The sequence below is a fragment of the Vagococcus sp. AM17-17 genome (assembly GCF_003471765.1).
Taxonomy (GTDB): Bacteria; Bacillota; Bacilli; order Lactobacillales; family Vagococcaceae; genus Vagococcus; species Vagococcus teuberi.
The window spans coordinates 1-795 of sequence record NZ_QRJY01000046.1; the positions used below are offsets into that span (position 1 = coordinate 1).

Sequence of the window (795 nt, forward strand, 5' to 3'; positions counted from 1 at the left end):
GGTTCTGTTGCAAAGTTTTAAATCTACTATCAAATAAGGTAGAATAATAGAAAAAGATAGCAGGAAGAATGACGATGAATCATTTTAAAGGAAAGCAATTTCAGCAGGATGTGATTATTGTAGCCGTGGGCTACTATCTTCGTTATAACCTTAGCTATCGTGAAGTTCAAGAAATCTTATATGATCGTGGCATTAACGTTTCTCATACGACGATTTATCGTTGGGTGCAAGAATATGGCAAACTACTCTATCAAATTTGGAAAAAGAAAAATAAAAAATCCTTTTATTCATGGAAAATGGATGAAACGTACATCAAAATTAAAGGAAAATGGCATTATTTGTATCGAGCCATCGATGCAGATGGTTTAACCTTGGATATTTGGTTACGTCAAAAACGGGACACACAAGCAGCCTATGCTTTTCTTAAGCGGTTAGTGAAGCAGTTTGATGAACCGAAGGTTGTAGTCACAGATAAAGCCCCCTCTATTACAAGTGCCTTTAAGAAACTAAAAGAATACGGCTTTTATCAAGGGACAGAACATCGTACCATTAAATACCTGAATAATTTGATTGAACAAGACCATCGTCCAGTAAAGAGACGCAATAAATTCTATCGAAGTTTACGCACTGCCTCTACCACGATTAAAGGTATGGAAGCCATCCGAGGATTATATAAGAAAACCCGAAAAGAAGGCACTCTCTTCGGGTTTTCGGTCTGTACTGAAATCAAGGTATTATTGGGAATCCCAGCTTAAATCATAGATACCGTAAGGGATTTTATTCTTTATTTAAAAC

The 795-nt window shown here is 36.2% G+C and carries 1 protein-coding gene; it reads left to right on the forward strand.

Going from position 1 to position 795, the window contains the following annotated elements; all coding sequences use genetic code 11:
• Positions 1-74: 74 nt before the first annotated feature.
• Complete coding sequence (locus tag DW196_RS11190) at positions 75-755, forward strand: IS6-like element IS1216 family transposase (protein ID WP_187363602.1); 681 nt, start codon at positions 75-77, stop codon at positions 753-755.
• Positions 756-795: the final 40 nt, after the last annotated feature.

What these genes read in the sequence shown, in the direction of transcription:
- DW196_RS11190 (WP_187363602.1), top strand. Translation starts at nt 75, where the DNA reads ATGAATCATTTTAAAGGAAAGCAATTTCAGCAGGATGTGATTATTGTA.